Annotated in this window: 16 protein-coding genes; 6 read left to right on the top strand and 10 right to left on the bottom strand. The window is 67.2% G+C overall.

Annotation, left to right across the window (positions count from 1 at the left end; translation table 11 throughout):
- Positions 1 to 26 precede the first annotated feature (26 nt).
- Genes IB255_RS29785 through IB255_RS29755 form a run of 7 tightly spaced genes read right to left on the bottom strand, consistent with a single transcriptional unit; the run spans position 27 to position 5,772 of the window.
- A complete protein-coding gene (locus IB255_RS29785; protein WP_081516813.1) occupies positions 27 to 767 on the bottom strand; it encodes an SDR family NAD(P)-dependent oxidoreductase in 741 nt (246 codons plus the stop codon).
- A gap of 10 nt (positions 768 to 777) precedes the next feature.
- Positions 778 to 1,275: an aromatic-ring-hydroxylating dioxygenase subunit beta gene (locus IB255_RS29780; RefSeq protein ID WP_081516812.1), complete on the bottom strand. Its 498-nt coding sequence runs from the start codon at positions 1,273 to 1,275 to the stop codon at positions 778 to 780.
- Positions 1,272 to 2,555, bottom strand: coding sequence for an aromatic ring-hydroxylating oxygenase subunit alpha (locus tag IB255_RS29775; RefSeq protein ID WP_081516811.1), 1,284 nt, complete (start codon positions 2,553 to 2,555; stop codon positions 1,272 to 1,274). Before IB255_RS29775 ends, IB255_RS29780 begins: the two co-directional genes overlap by 4 nt.
- A gap of 10 nt (positions 2,556 to 2,565) precedes the next feature.
- Positions 2,566 to 3,717 (bottom strand): amidase, encoded by a 1,152-nt coding sequence (locus IB255_RS29770; RefSeq protein WP_081516810.1) that lies wholly within the window; start codon positions 3,715 to 3,717, stop codon positions 2,566 to 2,568.
- Positions 3,714 to 4,214 (bottom strand): nuclear transport factor 2 family protein, encoded by a 501-nt coding sequence (locus IB255_RS29765; RefSeq protein WP_412548139.1) that lies wholly within the window; start codon positions 4,212 to 4,214, stop codon positions 3,714 to 3,716. Before IB255_RS29765 ends, IB255_RS29770 begins: the two co-directional genes overlap by 4 nt.
- A 3-nt stretch (positions 4,215 to 4,217) precedes the next feature.
- Complete coding sequence (locus IB255_RS29760; protein WP_017516776.1) at positions 4,218 to 4,589, bottom strand: hypothetical protein; 372 nt, start codon at positions 4,587 to 4,589, stop codon at positions 4,218 to 4,220.
- 31 nt (positions 4,590 to 4,620) lie between these two features.
- Positions 4,621 to 5,772, bottom strand: coding sequence for an acyl-CoA dehydrogenase family protein (locus IB255_RS29755; protein WP_081516809.1), 1,152 nt, complete (start codon positions 5,770 to 5,772; stop codon positions 4,621 to 4,623).
- Between the two features lie 226 nt (positions 5,773 to 5,998).
- Between IB255_RS29755 and IB255_RS29750 the strand changes: the two genes are divergently transcribed.
- Complete coding sequence (locus IB255_RS29750; RefSeq protein ID WP_081516808.1) at positions 5,999 to 7,474, top strand: ATP-binding protein; 1,476 nt, start codon at positions 5,999 to 6,001, stop codon at positions 7,472 to 7,474.
- 94 nt (positions 7,475 to 7,568) lie between these two features.
- On the opposite strand, the gene fusA is transcribed toward IB255_RS29750, so the two are convergent.
- Positions 7,569 to 9,677: an elongation factor G gene (fusA, locus tag IB255_RS29745; protein WP_081516807.1), complete on the bottom strand. Its 2,109-nt coding sequence runs from the start codon at positions 9,675 to 9,677 to the stop codon at positions 7,569 to 7,571.
- 258 nt (positions 9,678 to 9,935) lie between these two features.
- Between fusA and IB255_RS29740 the strand changes: the two genes are divergently transcribed.
- The 4 genes from IB255_RS29740 to IB255_RS29725 all read left to right on the top strand — a co-directional run bounded on the left by IB255_RS29740 (position 9,936) and on the right by IB255_RS29725 (position 14,829).
- Positions 9,936 to 10,439, top strand: coding sequence for a sigma-70 family RNA polymerase sigma factor (locus IB255_RS29740; protein WP_081516806.1), 504 nt, complete (start codon positions 9,936 to 9,938; stop codon positions 10,437 to 10,439).
- A complete protein-coding gene (locus IB255_RS29735; protein ID WP_081516805.1) occupies positions 10,439 to 11,374 on the top strand; it encodes a FecR domain-containing protein in 936 nt (311 codons plus the stop codon). The genes IB255_RS29740 and IB255_RS29735 overlap by 1 nt, the downstream gene beginning before the upstream one ends.
- A 210-nt stretch (positions 11,375 to 11,584) precedes the next feature.
- Positions 11,585 to 13,996, top strand: a complete 2,412-nt coding sequence (locus IB255_RS29730; RefSeq protein ID WP_081516804.1) for a TonB-dependent receptor — start codon at positions 11,585 to 11,587, stop codon at positions 13,994 to 13,996.
- 173 nt (positions 13,997 to 14,169) lie between these two features.
- Complete coding sequence (locus IB255_RS29725) at positions 14,170 to 14,829, top strand: DsbA family oxidoreductase (RefSeq protein ID WP_192211239.1); 660 nt, start codon at positions 14,170 to 14,172, stop codon at positions 14,827 to 14,829.
- A gap of 272 nt (positions 14,830 to 15,101) precedes the next feature.
- Here IB255_RS29725 and IB255_RS29720 read toward each other — a convergent pair whose 3' ends face one another.
- The gene (locus tag IB255_RS29720; protein ID WP_024762270.1) at positions 15,102 to 15,437 is read right to left on the bottom strand and encodes a ribonuclease E inhibitor RraB; all 336 of its coding nucleotides are present in this window, start codon (positions 15,435 to 15,437) and stop codon (positions 15,102 to 15,104) included.
- Between the two features lie 207 nt (positions 15,438 to 15,644).
- Between IB255_RS29720 and ptrC the strand changes: the two genes are divergently transcribed.
- Positions 15,645 to 15,836, top strand: a complete 192-nt coding sequence (gene ptrC, locus IB255_RS29715; protein ID WP_081516802.1) for a type III secretion system co-regulatory protein PtrC — start codon at positions 15,645 to 15,647, stop codon at positions 15,834 to 15,836.
- A 55-nt stretch (positions 15,837 to 15,891) separates the two neighbouring features.
- Here the strand turns inward: ptrC and IB255_RS29710 are convergent, their stop codons facing one another.
- Positions 15,892 to 18,135: a xanthine dehydrogenase family protein molybdopterin-binding subunit gene (locus tag IB255_RS29710; protein ID WP_081516801.1), complete on the bottom strand. Its 2,244-nt coding sequence runs from the start codon at positions 18,133 to 18,135 to the stop codon at positions 15,892 to 15,894.
- Between the last annotated feature and the right edge of the window lie 5 nt (positions 18,136 to 18,140).

Genomic DNA, 18,140 nt, shown 5'->3' with positions numbered 1-18,140 from the left:
ATCCGCCGATCACTCAGCCCGAAGCCTCAGCGCATGAACAACCCGCCATTGATATCCCAGCAGGCGCCCGTCACCGATCCGGCGTTCTCCGCGCAGAGCAGCAACACGCTGTCGGCGATGAAGGTCGGGTCGCCCAGGCGGCCGGTGGGGATGGTCTTGAGGATCAGTTCCAGGCGCTCGGGCGCCACGCTCTCGTAGACCACCGGCAAGTCCAGCGGCCCCGGCGAGATGGCATTGACGGTCACGCCCTGGCCCGAGAGTTCGCGGGCGAACACCTTGGTCAGGGTCGCCACGCCGCCCTTGGCTGCCGCGTAGTGGCCGCCGGTGGCGGTGCCGCCGTTCTGCCCGGCCAGCGAGGCGATGTTGACGATGCGGCCATAACCGCGCGCCGCGAAGTGCGTGCCGAAAACCTGGCAGGCGACGAAGGTGCCGCGCAGGTTCACCGCCATGGAGGCGTCGAAGTCCTCCGGGCTGATGTCCATGAGCGCGGCCACCTTGGACATCCCGGCGTTGTTCACCAGGATGTCGGTGCCGCCCCAGCGCTCGGCGAGCAGGTCACGGGCACGCTCGAAATCGGCTTTCTCCCGCGCGTCCAGCTTCAACCCGACAGCCGTGCGGCCCTCGGGGTCAAGCTCGTCGGCCAGGCGCTGTACCGTTTCTTCGTTCAGGTCGGCCAGCGCCACGCGCAGGCCGGCAGCGTGCAGTCGGCGTGCAATGACCTCACCCAGCCCACGTGCGGCGCCGGTTACCAGGGCTACTCGTTGCATGGCGCGGCCCTCAGAGCAGGAAGCCGAGCGCGTTGAGCGCGTCTTCGGCGTTGATCAGGCGGATCACCTTGCGCTCCAGTCGCGGCTGGCCGTCGACGAAGCGGATACGGTGGTTCAGGTCGGCAATGAACGGCGTCGCCACGCCGCGCTTGTAGGCGTAGAGCACCTGCGCCGAGTTCACCTCGACCAGGTCGCCCGCCGCTTCCACCAGGGAAAAGCGCGAGATGGTGCGCACGGTCTTCGCCGCATCCACTGCCGACGGCGAGTGGCCGCCGGTGAGGCGTTCGATACGCAGGGCGCGCATACGCGCATCGTCGAAGACGTAGTTCAGTCTCGAGGCGAAGTCATCGTCCTCGCCGTCGATCGGCACCACGTAGACGCCGTCCTCGCTCCACAGCTGCGACCACTGTGCGTAGTCCTTGCGGTCCAGCAGTTCGGCTTCGCGCCAGACGAACTCGATGGCCTTGGCCAGCGGGCCGGAGAAGCCGTTCAGGGTGTCGTTGCTCATTGGCTCATCATCCTTTTCCACATCTGGTATGCCTCGCGCATGCCGCCTTCGTCGGTGGCGTGGGAGACCTTGTCGCCGTTTTCGGCGACCACTTCGCGGTTCAGGCCACGGTTGACCAGGATCGGCGCGTCGACGCCGGCGTAGGAGCCACGCTGCACGCGGTCCCAGGCCTCGGCGTCATCCGGGCTGCCGAAGCCGAACGGGCCCTGGAAGTGCTCGTGGATGCGCATGCGCTCGCGGTTGGCGATTTCCGGGCCGCCGTCCATGCCCAGCGCGACATGGCGAATCTCGGTCTCGGTGACGGAGATCGGCCGCAGCACGCGGAAGAACGACATGGACATGGCCACGTTGGGGAACAGGTTGAGGTTGAAGCCGGCGCCGTGCAGCGAACGGACGATGCGGCGCACCTGTTCCGGCGGCATGGTTTTCGACAGTTCCTCGGTGACGTGGGCGAAGCGCTCCTGGAGCTGCTCGGTGCCGTCGTCGTGGTCGAGGTCGACGTGCTCGGGAACCATCACCATCACGCTGTGGCCGTTGCCCAGGGCGTGGGTGACTGCCTGCTCGTCGCTCATGAACGAGAGCATCTCTTCGGTCTCTTCATCCACCGAGGACATGAACGACTTGTGCACGATGGGGAAGTGGTAGCCGTCGGTGGTGTTTTCCAGCTGGATCTTCCAGTTGCCGCGGAAGGTGAATTTGTGTTCGCCCTGGGTCTTGATCGGGTAGCCGGCGCCCTGCTTCATGAACAGGTCCATCCAGTGCTTGGCGCCGCCGAGGAAGTCTTCCAGCGGTTCGATCTCGTCGTTGTAGGTGGCGAACACCATGCCGGCGTAGCTCTCGACCCGCAGGCTGGTCAGCGGCAGCTCGGATTTGTCGAGGATGTCCTCGTAGCCGTCCGGGTACGGCAGCGCGCGCAGCTTGCCGTCCAGCGCATAGGACCAGCTGTGGTACGGGCAGGTGAAGCCGGTGGCATTGCCCTTGTGCTTCTCGCACACGGTGGCGCCGCGGTGGCGGCAGCGGTTTTCCAGGACGTTGATAGTGCCCTTCTTGTCGCGCACCACGATCACCGGGCGGCGACCGACGCTGGTGGTCTTGAAGTCGCCGGCGTTGCGCACTTCGCTTTCGTGGGCGACCCACACCCAGGTGCGGTAGAAGATCTTGTCCATCTCCACTTCGAACAGCTGCGGGTCGTTGTACAGCGAAACATCGACGCGGTCGTCGCCGACCAGCTCTTCGACGCTGCGCGACCGGGCGATCAGCCGGTATTCGTGAGCGCTCATGCCCATCTCCTCATGCCGATTTCTTATGTTTTTGCGCAGGCCGCGTGGCAGCCAGGCTGTGTTCGAGTTGCGCGCCGAAGGCACACACACGTTCGTCGTCGCCCTTGCGGCCGACGATCTGCAGGCCGACTTTCAGCCCGCCGCAATCCAGGTCCACCGGCACCGTCAGCGCCGGGTGTCCGCTCAGGTTGAAAGGCCGCACCAGAGGCGTCATGCCGGCCACGGACTTGCCGTTGCGCGCATCGCTGAGCAGCGGCGGCAGGTCGGGCATGGTCGGCAACAGCAGGACTTCGAAGTCCTCCAGCGCAGCGTCGATAGCGCGGGTGAAACCGTCGCGCACCTTCTGGGCCTCGGCGCGCTCGGCGTCGGTGGTGCGGCTGGCCAGCAGCAGGCGCTGCTCGACATCGGCGCCGATCAGGCCCTTGCCGGTCAGCGCCGCATAAGCGGCCCAGTTCTCGTGGTTGATCACCACCAGCCCGGCCTGGAAAGCCGCCTCGAACTCGCCGAGGAACAGGTGGCTGCGGCGCCAGCCGGCGCGGTCGGCGGCGGCACCCAGGCAAGCCTGGATGTGCGGCGCCGCCGGCACTTCGAGGAAGGCCACGCGGGCACCCTCGCCCGGCATCCGGACCTCGCCGAAGCCGGGGCAGATGACCTGCATGGCGGCGATCAGGTCGGCCATGTTGGCGGCGAACGGGCCGACGCAATCCAGGCTGCTCTGCGCCGGATGCACGCCGTCGCGGCTGACCCGGCCGAAGGTCGGCTTCAGCCCGGCGATGCCACAGCAGGCCGCCGGTACGCGGACCGAACCGCCGGTATCAGTGCCCAGGGCGATATCCGCCAGCCCGGCCGCCACGGCAGACGCGGAACCGCTGGACGAGCCGCCCGGCACGCGGTCGGGCGCCATCGGGTTGATCGGCGTGCCGGTCCAGTCGTTGATGCCGGTGACGCCGAAGGCCAGTTCGTGAAGGTTGGTCTTGCCGACGATCTGCCAGCCGGCGTTGAGCACAGCGTCGACCACGAAGGCGTTGCGCTCGGCTGGCGCGGCGTCGGCCAGCGCGCGGGTGCCGCAACGGGTCGGGTAGCCGGCGATGTCGATGCTGTCCTTGACCGCGACGCGCTTGTCGCCGCTGCCCAGGAGGAATTCGCTGACGAAGGTGCTCATGCGTGGCGCTCCTCTGCGCTACCCAGCAGACGCTGCGACAGGCGCTGGGTGCGGAAGTGACTGATCTGCCAGCGCCCGTCGATCTCGCGGAAATCGATGTCCAGGCGCGTGCCGAACAGCTCGGTGTGCCCCTCGGCGTAGGTCGAAAGCTGCTGCATGATCCATTGCCCGCGCGCGGTGCGGCCGTCGACGCGGATCGACTCGCTGGTGAGGAAGTGCAGGTTCAGGGTGAAGTGCGGCGACGGCGGCAGGTAGCCGAAGACGAACGCGGCAATCGCCTCGCGGCCCTGGTGATGACCGAAGGTCTGCGCCGTGGAAGAGCCGATGCCCTCCCACACCGCGTCCTCGCTGAACAGCTCGGCCAGCTCGCTCATCGCCACCGGCGCGTGCGGCACGTCGCAGAGGTCCATGTAGCGGGCCATCAACCGGCGCACCTGGCTTTCCCCTTCGAGGGTCTCCAGGCGGCGGTTCAGCTCGGCCATGCTCAGGCTGCTCATGGCTCAGGTCCGCGCGGCTTCGGGAATGGTCAGCGGGCGGCCGATGCGCGCCTCGACCTTGGCGTACTTCCACAGGCTGTACTCGCCCACCGGAGTGGTGCGGAACAGGTTGCAGGCGTCGATCACGGTCTGGTGGCAGTCCACGTCGGCCATGATGTAGACGGTCCAGGGCGAGGTGGTGGACGGGCCGACCATCAGGCGGTCGTCATCCAGCACGCCAAGCACGTTCATGCCCGGCAGCGCGCCAAGGTCACTCATCATCTGCGAGAAGCCCTTCCACACAGTGATGCCTTCACCGGTGGGCAGGTCGAAGAACGGCTGGGCGATGCCGATGCAGAACAGTACGCGCAAGGGTTCGGTGGTCGGACGGGTCATGTTTCTGGGTCCTTGTTCTTATGGGTTCGAATCAGATGTATCCGGGGAACGGCGGCACATCGAGCAGCACCGCGCCGGCGCCGTCGTACATGCCATCGCTGAGGAAAGCGTGCTGGGTGACCACCATGGCGTCGCGCAGATAGCGCTGCAGCGGGTGGTGCAGGTAGATCGCCGTGGTGCCGGCCAGGGTGTAGGCGCGGCGCACCACGTCGGCGCCAGCGCGGGACACGTGCACGGCGGACAGGCGCAGCTGGCTGACCTGCTCCGGGCTGACCGCATCGCCGGCAAGAATGGATGCCCAGACGGCCTCGGTGGCGTCATAGAAGAAGCCGCGCGCGGCCTGAAGTTCGGCTTCGGCCTTGCCGATCTCGATGCGCACGTAGGCCCGATCACCCAGCTTGGGCGCACCGGTCACGCCGCTGGACGACGCCATGCGGGTGATCTCGTCCAGCGCCGCGCGGGCCAGGCCGAGGTTCACCACGGCGAGTACCTGGGCGGCGTAGGCAATGGTCGGGTAGCGGTACAGCGGCTCGTCGATGTTCGATTGGCCGCCACGGATGAAGGTCCAGTCGTCCGCGACGAAGGCGTTGTCCAGCTTCAGGTCGTGGCTGCCGGTGCCCTTGAGGCCGACCACGTTCCAGTTCTCGACGATCTCCACATCCTTTGCCCGCAGCAGCGCGGTGCGCGGCTTGCCGCCCGGCCCGCCGATACCGATGCCGACGCCGAGCACGTCGGCGCCCTTGCAGCCGCTGGCGAACTTCCAGGTGCCGCTGACGCGCCAGCCGCCTTCCACCTGGGTGGCTGGCTGGATCGGGAACAGGCCGCCGGCGAACACCAGGTCCGGGCCGTCGGCATAGAGTTCGGCGAGGGTGTGGCGCGGCAGCGCGGTGAGGTAGGTGCTGGCGCTGCCGAAGCTGGCAACCCAGCCGGCGGAGCCGTCGGCTTCGGCGATGCGCTCGACCAGACGGAGGAACTGCGCGGGCGGCAGCGCGTCGCCACCGAAGCACTTGGGCGTGGCGGCGCGGTAGATGCCGACGTCGCGGAAGCGTTCGATCATGTCGCGCGGCACATGGGAGCGGGTGTCGAACTCCTCGCGGCGCTGGCGGACTTCATCCAGTACGCGCTGGAATTCGAGGGCACGGCCGTCCGCATCGAGCGGTTTGGCAGCAGCGGCACGCAGCATGGCGTCATCTCCGGTTGTTCTTGTAGGGCCGGCCCGTTCGATGCGGGTCGGTCGTCGTTGGGGCCAGTGTATGAACCGCCCTGCCCGCCCAACTATTGGTGCGTGCAGCCCCATGCCTAAAGAAATCCCCTAGTCGGCGCCGGGTTACTCCGCAGTCCCTTCGCGCTACGCTGCGCGGTATAAAGACGCCACTGCCCTGCCGTCCCTGCAATCAAGAGCGATCTCGATGTTCCAACCCAAGCCCGACGACTTCCTCGCCCTGCTCCAGGCCATGCCGCTGTGCGTGATCCTCCACGACGCGCAGACCAAGGAAATCCTCTGGGCGAACAACGCAGCCCTGGCCGTGCTCGGCTTCACCCTGGAGGAACTGGTGCCGCTGAAGGCGCCGGACATGACCGCCAAGGCCCCGCAGTACCGCCGCTCGGTCGGCCTGCGCTGGCTGGAAGGCGCCGCGCGCACCGGGCAGCGCACCATCGAGTGGTGCTACCGCTCCAAGCAGGGCGTGGAAATCCTCTCTGAAGCCGTCGCCACCCGCGTCCACCTGCAGGAGCGCGATGTGCTGATGGTGCAGTTCCGCGATATCTCGAAGGAGAAGCAGGTCGAGCGCGACCTGCAGCGTTTCGAGAGCCGGCTGAAGGCCTTCATGCAGGACCTCGCCGAAGGCGTGGCGGTGCTGGATGCCGACGGCAACCTGCGTTTCTTGAGCGAATCCGCCCTGCCCCTGCTGGGCGGCAGCCAGGACGACTGGCTGGCGCACAACTTCCTCGGCCGCTGCGACACCGCCACGCGCCCGCGCCTGGAACACCACCTCGCCATGCAGCCGCCGAGCCGCGAGCCCTATTCCGTCAGTTACCAGTTGCAGCGCCTGGACGGCGAATGGCGCTGGCACCACGCGACCTGCCGCTACATCGAGATCGAGGACGACCTGGTCGGCCACCTGCTGCTGTTCCGCGACGTCACCGACCAGGTGCGCGCGGCCCAGGCGCAGCGCCAGAGCGACCAGAAGCTGGAGTACCTGGCGCGCTACAACGCCATGGGCGAGATGGCCCTGGCGATTGCCCACGAGCTCAGCCAACCGCTGGCGGCCACGCGCAACTTCATCGAGGGCGCGCTGATCCGCCTGGACCGCGAACAGAAGACCGAAGCCTCCGCCGCCTGGGGCCTGGACAGCGCGGTGCGACAGATCGAGCACGCCTCGCTGATCATCAAGAGCGTGCGCGAATACGTGGTGAAGCTGGAGCAGGCCGAGCAGCGCATCGACCTCAACGAACTGCTCGGCGAAACCCTCTACTTCATCAGCCTCAAGGCCCAGCCGAGCAATGTGCGCGTGGAGCTGGAGCGCTGCGAGGAGCCGCTGTGGGTGAGCTGCGAGAAGGTGCTGGTCGGCCAGGTGATCCTCAACCTGGCCTTCAACGCCATCGAGGAGATGCTCAACCTCCCCGAAGAGCGCCGCCTGCTGCGCATTCGCACTTCTAGCGAAGGGAACAGCGCGCGATTGTCAGTCCTCGACCAGGGCCGGGGCATCGATGCCGGCGCCAAGGAACGGCTGTTCGATGGCTTCTTCACCTCGAAGGTGAGCGGCAACGGCATTGGTTTGGCGCTGTGCCAGAGCATCGTCTCGCGGCATCGCGGTGATATCTGGGCGGAGAATGTCGAGCCGTGTGGCGCGATGTTCTGTTTCGAGTTGCCGTTGGCGGAGTGATGCCCCCCTGTAGGAGCAGGCTCAGCCGGCCGCTGCGCAACAACTGCAAAAAAGAAACGGCGCCCGTGGGCGCCGTTATCGGTTCAGAAACAACTCACCCCTGGGACTTCTTGATGATCGCCTCGGCGATGTTCGCTGGCGCCTCGGCGTACTTGGTGAACTCCATCGAGTAGCTCGCCCGCCCCTGGGACATCGAACGCACGTCCGTGGCGTAGCCGAACATCTCGCCCAGCGGCACCTCGGCGCGGATGACCTTGCCCGCCGGGGTGTCTTCCATGCCCTGGATCAGTCCGCGCCGGCGGTTGAGGTCGCCCATTACGTCGCCCATGTAATCCTCCGGCGTCACCACCTCGACCTTCATCACCGGCTCCAGCAGCACCGCGCCGCCCTTCTGCGAGAGCTGCTTGGTGGCCATGGAAGCGGCGATCTTGAACGCCATCTCGCTGGAGTCGACGTCGTGGTAGGAGCCGTCGAACACCGAGGCCTTCAGGCCGATCAGCGGGTAGCCGGCGAGCACGCCGTTCTGCATCTGTTCCTCGATGCCCTTCTGGATCGCCGGGATGAACTCGCGCGGGATCACGCCGCCGACCACCTCGTTGACGAACTCCAGCCCGTCCTTGCCCTCGTCGCCCGGCTCGAAGCGAATCCAGCAGTGGCCGAACTGGCCACGGCCACCGGACTGGCGGACGAACTTGCCTTCGATCTCGCACTTCCTGCGGATCGCCTCGCGGTAGGCCACCTGCGGCTTGCCGATGTTGGCCTCGACGTTGAACTCGCGGCGCATGCGGTCGACGATGATGTCCAGGTGCAACTCGCCCATGCCGGAGATGATGGTCTGCCCGGTTTCCTCATCGGTTTTCACGCGGAACGAGGGGTCTTCCTGGGCCAGCTTGGACAGGGCGATGCCCATCTTCTCCTGGTCGGCCTTGGTCTTGGGTTCCACGGCCACGGAGATCACCGGATCGGGGAAGTCCATGCGTTCGAGGATGATCGGCTTGTCGATGGAGCACAGGGTGTCGCCGGTGGTGACGTCCTTCATGCCGATCAGCGCGGCGATGTCGCCGGCGCGCACTTCCTTGATCTCTTCGCGCTGGTTGGCGTGCATCTGCACCATGCGGCCGACGCGCTCCTTCTTGATCTTCACCGAGTTGAGCACAGCGTCGCCGCTGCTCAGTACGCCGGAATAGACACGGGCGAAGGTCAGGGTGCCGACGAAGGGGTCGGTGGCGATCTTGAAGGCGAGCGCGGAGAACGGCTCGCTGTCGTCGGCGTGGCGCTCCAGGTGCTTCTCTTCGTCGTCCGGATCGGTGCCGTTGATCGCGGGGATTTCCGTGGGCGCCGGCAGGTAGTCGATCACCGCATCGAGCACCAGCGGCACACCCTTGTTCTTGAACGAGGAACCCAGCACCGCCGGGACGATCTGGTTGGCCAGGGTGCGCTGGCGCAGGCCGGCCTTGATCTCCTCGATGGTCAGTTCCTGGCCTTCGAGGTACTTGTTCATCAGGTCGTCGTTGGCTTCGGCCGCGGCCTCGACCATGTGTGCGCGCCACTCGTCCGCCAGCGCCTGCAGTTCGGCCGGGATGGGTTCCTCGGTGTAGCTGGTGCCCTGGTCGGCGTCGTTCCAGACGATGGCCTTCATCTTCACCAGGTCGATCTGCCCGGCGAAGGTTTCCTCCGAGCCGATGGCCAGCTGGATCGGCACCGGGGTATGCCCCAGGCGCTGCTTGATCTGCGCCACCACGCGGAGGAAGTCGGCGCCCTGGCGGTCCATCTTGTTGACGTAGGCCAGGCGCGGCACGTGGTACTTGTTGGCCTGGCGCCAGACCGTCTCGGATTGCGGCTCGACACCATCGGCGCCGCTGAACACCACCACCGCGCCGTCGAGCACGCGCAGGGAGCGTTCCACCTCGATGGTGAAGTCCACGTGGCCGGGGGTGTCGATGATGTTGAAGCGGTACTTGTTGGGGTACTGCTTGGAGGAGCCCTGCCAGAACGCCGTGGTGGCCGCCGAGGTGATGGTGATGCCGCGCTCCTGTTCCTGCACCATCCAGTCCATGGTCGCCGCGCCGTCGTGCACCTCGCCCATCTTGTGGTTCACACCGGTGTAGAAAAGGATGCGCTCGGTCGTCGTGGTCTTGCCGGCGTCGACGTGGGCGACGATGCCGATGTTGCGGTAAAGCTCGATGGGCGTGGTGCGAGCCATGGTGTGCTCCGTATCTGCTGGGTGACTGCCGGGCCTGCTGCTGCGGGTCCGTTGCCTGCGCGGGACGGCGAGAGGAAGTGCGGCGTCAGAAATTTCTGAGCGCAACAGGCTCAAGGTAGCGCGTCTTCGTGGCAATTCCAGTGTCGGAGGGTCGCGGGCGGTGTCGTCCGACCGGCTGCGCCGCCGTGCCATTGCGCTATGCGGCGGGAAAACCATAAAATGATAGGCATTCTCAAATGAAAATCTGACGCACACACTGTGGCCCTCGTCGAAACCCCGTCCCCGCAGCATCTGCACACCCTCTACAACGAGCACAACGGCTGGCTCCAGCAGTGGCTGCGCGGCAGGCTGGGCAACGCCTGGGATGCCGCCGACCTCGCCCATGACACCTTCCTGCGCCTGCTGCGGCGGCCGCTGGAGGACCTCGGCGAGCGCCCGCGCGCCCTCCTCACCCACATCGCCAAGGGCCTGCTGGTGGACCGCTGGCGGCGTCAGGAGATCGAACGCGCCTATCTGGAAAGCGTCGCCGCGATGCCCGAAGAGCAGGCGCCCGGCCCGGAAACCCGCGAGCTGATCCTCGAAGCGCTGGAGCGCATCGATGCCGCCCTGAGCGAGCTGCCGGCACTGACCCGCGAGGCCTTCCTGCTGTCGCAACTGGATGGCCTGACCTACCCGGTGATCGCCGGGCAGCTGGGCATCTCCCTGGCCAGCGTAAAGCGCTACATGCGCGCCGGCTTCGTCGCCTGCCTGAGCATCGCCTGATGCGCGAGCAACCGCTGGACCCCGGCATCCTCGGCGAAGCCGCCGACTGGCTGGTGCGCCTCAACGAACACCCGGCCAGTAGCGCCGACCTGCAGGCCATCGAGCAATGGCGCGCGCGCAGCGCTCAACACGCCGAAGCCTGGCGCCGCGCCGAAGCCCTGCTGGGCCTGCGCCAGCTGCCGCCGGGCCTTGGCCGGCAGAGCCTGCAACGCAGCGGCCTGAGCCGCCGGCAGATGCTCAACCGCCTGGGCGTGCTGATGGCCGTGGCGCCGGCCGCCTGGCTGGCAGCGCGGCAGCTGCCCTGGGCGGAATGGAACGCCGACCTGCGCACCGCCGTGGGCGAGCGCAAGCACCTGCGCCTGCCCGATGGCAGCCAGCTGACCCTGAATACCGACAGCGCGGTGAACGTGGCCTTCAACGCCCGCGAAAGGCGCCTGAGCCTGCTCGAAGGCGAAATCCTCGTCGACGCCCTGCCCGACCCGCGCCCCTTCCTCGTCGACAGCCGCCACGGCCAGCTGCGCACCCCGGCCGCACGTTTCAGCCTGCGCGACCTGGGCGATGCATGCCGCGTCGCGGTGCTCGACAAGGAGGTCAGCGTCGAGCTGCCGGGCTATGCAAGCCAGACAGTCGGCGCCGGCCAGCAACTGGTGTTCGGCGCGCAGGGCTTCCAGCCGCTGCAGACAGCGGATGCCAACGCCAGCGCCTGGGAAAACGGCATGCTGCTGGCTCAGGGCATGCGCCTGGACGACCTGCTGGGCGAGCTGGGCCGCTACCGCAGCGGCTTCCTGCGCTGCGACCCGCGCCTGGCGAACCTGCGCGTGACCGGGGCGATCCCACTGGGCGACAGCGACGCCGGCCTCGCGCTGCTGGCGGACATGCTGCCGGTGAAGCTGCGGCGGATGACGCGCTATTGGGTCACGGTGGAGCCGGCGTGACTGCCAACCGTCCTCGCCATCAGCACCTTTGCAGGATGGGAGGAGCCTAAACGATACCCCTGCTGTTTCCGCACGAGCCGATGGGTATCGCTGCGCTCCACGCCATCCTACAAATGGCCTCTCTGAAATTTTTTCGCCCACCCCTGACACCTTTTTCGACTTCGCCCGGTGAAGAGGAAGACAACCTCCATTCGCCGACAGGAACACTCCATGCTCCTCCGCTCCCGCCTCCGCCCGCACTCCCTCGCCCTGGCCGTCGGCCTGGCCCTGACCGGCGGCGTCGTGCTGCCCAGCCTGGCCGCCGAAGCCGCCAGCCAGCAGCGCCAGTACGACATCGCCCCCGGCCCGCTGGGCGAGGTGCTGGCGCGCTTCGCCGCCCAGGCCGGCGTGCCGCTGGCGTTCGAGGCGCAGGCGCTGAACCGCCAGCAGAGCGCGGGCCTGAAAGGCAGCTTCGCCCCCGAGCAGGGCCTGGAGCAGTTGCTTGAAGGCAGCGGCTACCGCCTGGTGCGCAAGAGCAGTGGCTACGGCGTGGAGGCCGCCCCCGATGACAGCGGCGCCCTGGAAATGGACGCCACCACCGTCAGCGGCGCCGCCCGGCAACCCGGTGACCTGCCGCCCGCCTATACCGGCGGCCAGGTCGCACGGGGCGCGCAACTGGGCATGATGGGCAACCAGGATATCCAGGACGTGCCCTTCAGCTTCGCCAGCTACACCGCCAAGACCATCCAGGACACCCAGGCGCAGACCGTCGGCGACGTACTGCTCAACGACGCCTCGGTGCGCCAGGGCAACGGCTACGGCAACTTCTCGCAGATCTTCGTCATCCGCGGCCTGCCGCTGAGCACCGACGATGTCTCGCTCAACGGCCTGTACGGCGTCACCCCGCGGCAGATCATCGGCACCGAGTCGCTGGAGCGCGTCGAGCTGTTCAAGGGCCCCAACGCCTTCATCAACGGCGTGACGCCCAGCGGCAGCGGCATCGGCGGCGCGGTCAACCTGCAGACCAAGCGCGCCGAGGACACCCCCACCCGCAGCGTGACCCTGGGCTACGGCAGCGACAACCAGATCGGCGAGCACCTCGACCTCGGCCAGCGCTTCGGCGAGGACAACCGCTTCGGCGCGCGGGTCAACCTGGCCCAGCGCGAAGGCGAGACCGGCGTTGACGACGAGAACCAGCGCTACAAGCTGGCCACCGTCAACCTCGACTACCGTGGCGAGCGCCTGCGCCTGAACACCGACTTCGGCTACCAGAAGCAGCGCATCAACCAGGGCCGCCCGGTGGTCTACGTCGGCAGCGGTGTCACCAGCATCCCCCACGCCCCGGATGCCGACCACAACTACGGCCAGTCCTGGAGCTACTCGCAGCTGGAAGACACCTTCGGCATGTTCCGCGCCGAGTACGACCTCAATGACAACTGGACGGCCTACCTCTCCGGTGGCGCCAAGCACACCCGCGAGAACGGCGCCTACTCCGCGCTGACCCTCAACGACAACAGCGGCGACGCGGGCGGCGGCATGATGGACGCCACCCACGACGAGGACAACAAGAGCGCCATGGCCGGCCTCAACGGCCACTTCGCCACCGGCCCGGTCAGCCACCAGATGAACCTCAGCGTCGCCGGCATCTGGGCCGAACAGCGCAGCGCCTACACCATGACCACCAAGCGCTATCCGACCGACCTCTACAACCCGGTGCAGACGCCCAAGCCCGCGCCGACCCTGGCCGGCGGCGACTACAGCGACCCTGGCATCGTCGGCAAGACGCTGAACAGGAGCGTGGCCGCCGCCGATACCCTGGGCTTCCTCGATGACCGCGTGCTGCTGACCGTCGGCGTGCGCCGCCAGAGCATCGGCACCGACGGCTGGAACTACGTCGGCAAGCGCACCGCCAGCTACGACGAATCCATCACCACGCCGGTCTACGGCCTGGTGGTGAAACCCACCGAGTACCTGTCGCTCTACGCCAACCGCATCGAAGGTCTGGCCGCCGGCCCGACCGCACCCAGCAGCGCTTCGAACTTCGGCGAAGTCTTCGCGCCGAACCGCTCCAAGCAGGTGGAAGTGGGTGCCAAGCTGGACTTCGGTAGCTACGGCGGCAACCTGGCCTTCTATCGCATCGAGCAGCCGTTCAGCACCACCGACCCGGACTCGAAGATCTTCAGCGTCGACGGTGAGCAGGAGAACCGCGGCATCGAGCTGAACGTCTTCGGCGAACCGGTCGACGGCCTGCGCCTGCTGGCCGGTGGCACCTGGATCGACACCGAGCTGAAGAACACTGCCGGCGGCAAGACCGACGGCAACCGAGCCGTGGGCGTGCCGACCTTCCAGTACAACCTGGGCGCCGACTGGGACGTCCCCGGCATCCAGGGCGCCGCCCTCAACGGCCGCGTGCTGCGCACCGGCGGTCAATACCTGGACGCGGCCAACGACCTGAGCATCCCGGCCTGGACCCGCTTCGACCTCGGCGCCCGCTACGCCTTCAAGGTGGACGAGCGCGACGTGACCCTGCGCGCCAACCTGGAAAACGTCGCCAACAAGTCGTACTGGGCCTCCACCATCGGCGGCTACCTGACCCAGGGCGACCCGCGCACCCTGAAGCTGTCGATGACCGTCGACTTCTGATTTCCCCATCGCGACAAGGAAGTCGCACCCCATCCCCCCGCCGCCGGCGCTTCAGCCCGGCGGTGCAGGCCCCCGGCAATCAGGCGAAAAGCACTCCCGGCCGTCTCGCCACTGGATCGAAACGCCCTTCCGGGTCCATGCTGGAAGCTCGCCCAATTGCCGGAGTTCGCCCCATGAGCGACGCCATCACCATCGATTTCGTCTCTGATGTGGTCTGCCCCTGGTGCGCCATCGGCCTCAACGGCCTGTTGGCCGCCATCCGCCGGGTAGACGGCGAACTGACCGTGGAACTGCGCATCAAGCCCTTCGAGCTGAATGCCGACATGCCCGCCGAAGGGGAAGACCTGGTGGAGCACCTGCAGCGCAAGTACGGCAGCAGTGCCGAGGACATCGCCCGCAATCAGGAGCACCTGCGCTCCATGGGCGAGGAAGTCGGCGTGCACTTCGACCTGAAGAAGCGCAGCCGCATCTACAACACCTTCGACGCCCACCGCCTGCTGCACTGGGCGGGTGAATCGCACCGCGACATCGCCCTGAAGCAGGCGCTGCTGCACGCCTACTTCGGCGAAGGGCGCGACCCGAGCGACCCGGAAGTGCTGCTGGAAGTGGCCGTCAGCGTCGGCCTGGACGCGGTGCGCGCGCGGGAAATCCTCGACAGCGACGCCTACGCCGACGAGGTGGTGGCCGAGGAGGATTTCTACACCAGCCATGGCATCCGCGCGGTGCCGGCAGTGATCCTCAATGGTCGCCAGCTGATCTCCGGGGCGCAGAGCACCGACTACTACGAGCAGGCGCTGCGCCAGGTGGCGCGTAATGCACCGTTGCCGGAGTGAGCCTTCCTCCGCAGTGAAATGGCCCGCTTCGCGCGGGCCTTTTCATTTGGCACGGTCGTTTCCTGCGAACGCGGTGCTCCCCTGCAGGAGCGGACATTATCCGCGAAGGATTGCAGGACCGTAGGGCGCATAACCTGGAACAGGTTATGCGCAGGCACCCGCACGGCGGATAACGCTGGCGCGTTATGCGCCCTACAAGGGCCGCCCGCCTGCATTTGCCACCCAAGAAAAACGGCGCCCGAAAGCGCCGTTTCTCGTGCAGCAACAGCCGATCAGAGCGCCGACCAGCCGTCCATCTGACCGCCCAGGTCAGCGGAGTGCTCGGACAGCAGCGCCGCGTAGCCGCTGATGTGCTCGTGGGAGAGCTCCATCACCGGGTAGGCCAGGACCTGCCAGGGCAGCTTGTCGTTGCCGTCGTACTCGGAGTACGCCACCTTCTGCCCGTTCTGCAGCAGCATGATGGCGAAGTCCAGGGCGGACTGCTCGTCCGGGAAGATCACCGCGAACTCCACCTCATGCTCGAGGGAGAGGTCTTCGCCGTCTTCCTGCAGGGCCCACAGGGCATCGCCGATTTCGTCTTCCGGGAAAAGCTGCTTGTCGCGGCTCATGTCACTGCTCCAGTTCGATTTACAAAGTGCCCGGTGTGGGCACGCCCGCGCAGGATACCCGTCCTGCATGACAACTGCCGGAAAATCTCGCCGGCACCATCGCCTTTCGTGATGTTCACCATCACGGCGTTTCACTTCCGAGCTTGCCCGCCTGGCGCGAGGATGTGTTCATCGGGCCTGCGCCCTCCCCTCATCGAGCCTGCGACCATGCACAGCACCGAGGCCTACCGCATCACCTACATCACCCTGGACGAGGTGCAACTGCACTTCGAGACCGAAATCGCCATCCCCGACGAGGACGGTGGCCTCGCCCTGCTCCGTGCCGCCACGCCGCCAGCCGAACGCCGGGCGCTGCGCGAACTGATCTGCGAGCAGGCCCCGGCGGTTCTTTCAGCGTAGACCCTGCAAAGCAATAGCCCCGCATTCGCGGGGCTATTGCTTCAGGCTTCGAACCTCACGCCTGCAACTGATTGCCGATCGGTAGCGTGCGGATACGCTTGCCGGTCGCCGCGAACAGCGCGTTGGCCAGCGCCGGCGCCAGGGGCGGCACGCCCGGCTCACCGACACCGGTCGGCGGTTCGGCGGACGGCACGATGTGCACCTCCACTACCGGCATCTCGTTGATGCGCAGCACCTGGAAGTCGTGGAAGTTGGACTGGTCGACCTTGCCGTCGGTCAGCGTGATGGCGCTGTGCAGCGCCGCCGACAGGGCGAAGCCGATGCCTCCCTCCATCTGCGCCTTGATCACGTCCGGGTTGATCGCCAGGCCGCAGTCCACCGCGCAGACCACGCGGTCCACCTTGAAGCTCTTGTCGGCCTTGTAAGTCACCTCGACCACCTGGGCGACGAAGCTGCCGAACGACTCGTGCACGGCGATCCCGCGACCGCGCTGTTCGCCGTCCTTGCCCTTTTCCAGCGGCGCCAGCCAGTTCGCCCGCTGCGCCACCAGCTCCAGCGCGCCACGATGACGCGGGTGCTTTTCCAGCAGCTTGCGGCGGAACTCGTACGGGTCCTGCTTGGCAGCAATGGCCGCTTCGTCGACCAGGGTCTCGGTGGAGAACGCCGTGTGGGTATGGCCCACCGAACGCCACCACTGGGTCGGCACCGTGACGTTCTCCGCCAGCGCCTGTTCGACGCGCAGATTCGGCACGGCGTAAGGCAGATCGGCGGCGCCCTCGACGGCGATCTTGTCGACACCGTCCTTGACCATGAACTTCTCGAACGGCGTGCCGACGATGAAGGATTGCCCCACCAGCCGCTGCTCCCAGCCCACCAGGTTGCCCTGGGCATCCACCGCCAGCCGCGCGCGGTGCAGGAAGGCCGGACGGTAGTAGCCGGCGCGGGTGTCGTCCTCGCGGGTCCAGACCATCTTGATCGGCACCTTCACGCCCTGCTCGCGGGCCGCCTTGGCAATGGCGACCGCCTCCAGCACGTAGTCCGAATGCGGATTGGCACGGCGGCCGAAGCTGCCGCCGGCGTATAGCTGGGTGATGCTCACCTGCTCGGGCGGCATGCCCAGCAGCTGCGCCACCGACATCTGGTCGCCGGTCTGCCACTGCTCGCCGTTCCAGATCTGGCAGCCGTCTTCCTTGAGGAAGACCACACAGTTCAGCGGCTCCATGGCCGCGTGGGCAAGATAGGGGAACTGGTATTCCGCCTCGATCAGGTGCGCCGGTTTCTCCAGCGCCTTGCCGATGTCACCTTCGTTGCGCGCCACCAGGCCTGGCTTGCTGGCCATGTCGCGGTACTGGGCGAAGATTTCCTTGCTGCCCATCTTGAAGGCCTTGCTCTCGTCCCACTCGACCTGCAGCGCGTCACGGCCCTGGCGCGCGGCCCAGGTGTTCTTCGCCAGCACCGCGACGCCGGCGAAACGCCGCTCGCTGCCGGGGAACTGCACCACGTCGACCACGCCGGGCACGGCCTTGGCCTTGCTCGCATCGACTTTCGCCGGCACGCCACCGAAGCGCGGCGGATGGGCAACCACGGCCACCAGCATGTCGGGCAGGTGTACGTCCTGGGTGAACTGCGCGGTGCCATCGGTCTTCGAGGGGCTGTCCTTGCGTGGCAGCTTGACCTGGCCGATCAGCTTGAAGTCCTTCGGGTCCTTGAGTTTCACGTCCGCCGGCACCGGCTGCTTCGCCGCCGCCTCGGCCAGTTCGCCGAAGCCGGCCTTGCGCCCGGAAGCCGGATGGGTGACGACGCCGTCGTGCACTTCGATCTGCGCCGCCGGCACCTTCCACTGTTCCGCCGCTGCGCCGACCAGCATGGCGCGGGCGCTGGCGCCGGCCTTGCGCATCTGCTCGAAGGAGTTGGCCATGGCGTTGCTGCCGCCGGTGCCCTGCAGGTTGCCGAAGGCCAGGTTGGCGTAGCGCTTGGCATCAGCCGGTGCGCCTTCGACCTGCACGTGGCTCCAGTCGGCGTCCAGTTCCTCGGCCACCAGCGTGGCCAGGCCGGTGTAGCTACCCTGGCCCATTTCCACATGCTTGGCGATCACGGTGACGGTGCCGTCCGGGGCGATGCGCACGAAAGCGTTGGCCTCGAAATCACTGGCCGCCTGGGCGTCGCCCAGCTTGCCCAGCAGCGGCGCGAAATAGATACCCAGGGCCAGACCGCCGGCGCCACGCAGGAAGCCGCGGCGGCTGACGTTGAGGATGCTGCCGGGCTGCGCCGGCTGTTCGTCGGTACGGGGTTCGAGCATGACTT

Source organism: Pseudomonas sp. PDM22, from assembly GCF_014851965.1.
Lineage (GTDB): Bacteria > Pseudomonadota > Gammaproteobacteria > Pseudomonadales > Pseudomonadaceae > Pseudomonas.
The sequence above is the reverse complement of the archived record's forward strand: the minus strand, read 5'-3'. Positions and strand labels throughout refer to the sequence as shown.